The organism is Acinetobacter sp. ANC_7682 (assembly GCF_056779795.1).
The window spans coordinates 1-393 of record NZ_JBWYIQ010000091.1 but is presented as its reverse complement, the minus strand read 5'-3'; the positions used below and the strand labels follow the sequence as shown (position 1 = coordinate 393).

Sequence of the window (393 nt, the reverse complement as noted above, 5' to 3'; positions counted from 1 at the left end):
TAAAGAAGTTATGACGCTTAGCTTCGATCATCTTTTTCGCTTCAGCGATATCTTTATCCGTATCACCAGAAGCCAACACCCAAAGTACAGGAACGCTGTCACGCAGACGGCCACCTAACACTTCAGACAGCGGCAAACCTAAACGTTGAGCCTGAATATCGAGTAAAGCAGTTTGAATGGCACATTTTGCAAAACGGTTGCCATTAATATTCTTCTTCAACACTTGCATAATTTGAGCAATGTTGAAATCAGTAAAAGTTTTGAGTAGTGGAGCAAAATAAGTATCGATATTGGTTTTGATGCTTTCAGGGCTTTCTTCACCATAGCCTAAGCCACCGATGGTGGTTGCTTCGCCCCAACCAATGAAACCATCCGAAGTTTCGATTTTAATGA

The 393-nt window shown here is 41.7% G+C and carries 1 pseudogene; it reads right to left on the bottom strand.

From position 1 onward, the window contains the following. A pseudogene (locus AC1M9D_RS14125) lies at nucleotides 1-393 on the bottom strand (muconate/chloromuconate family cycloisomerase); the annotation flags it as partial.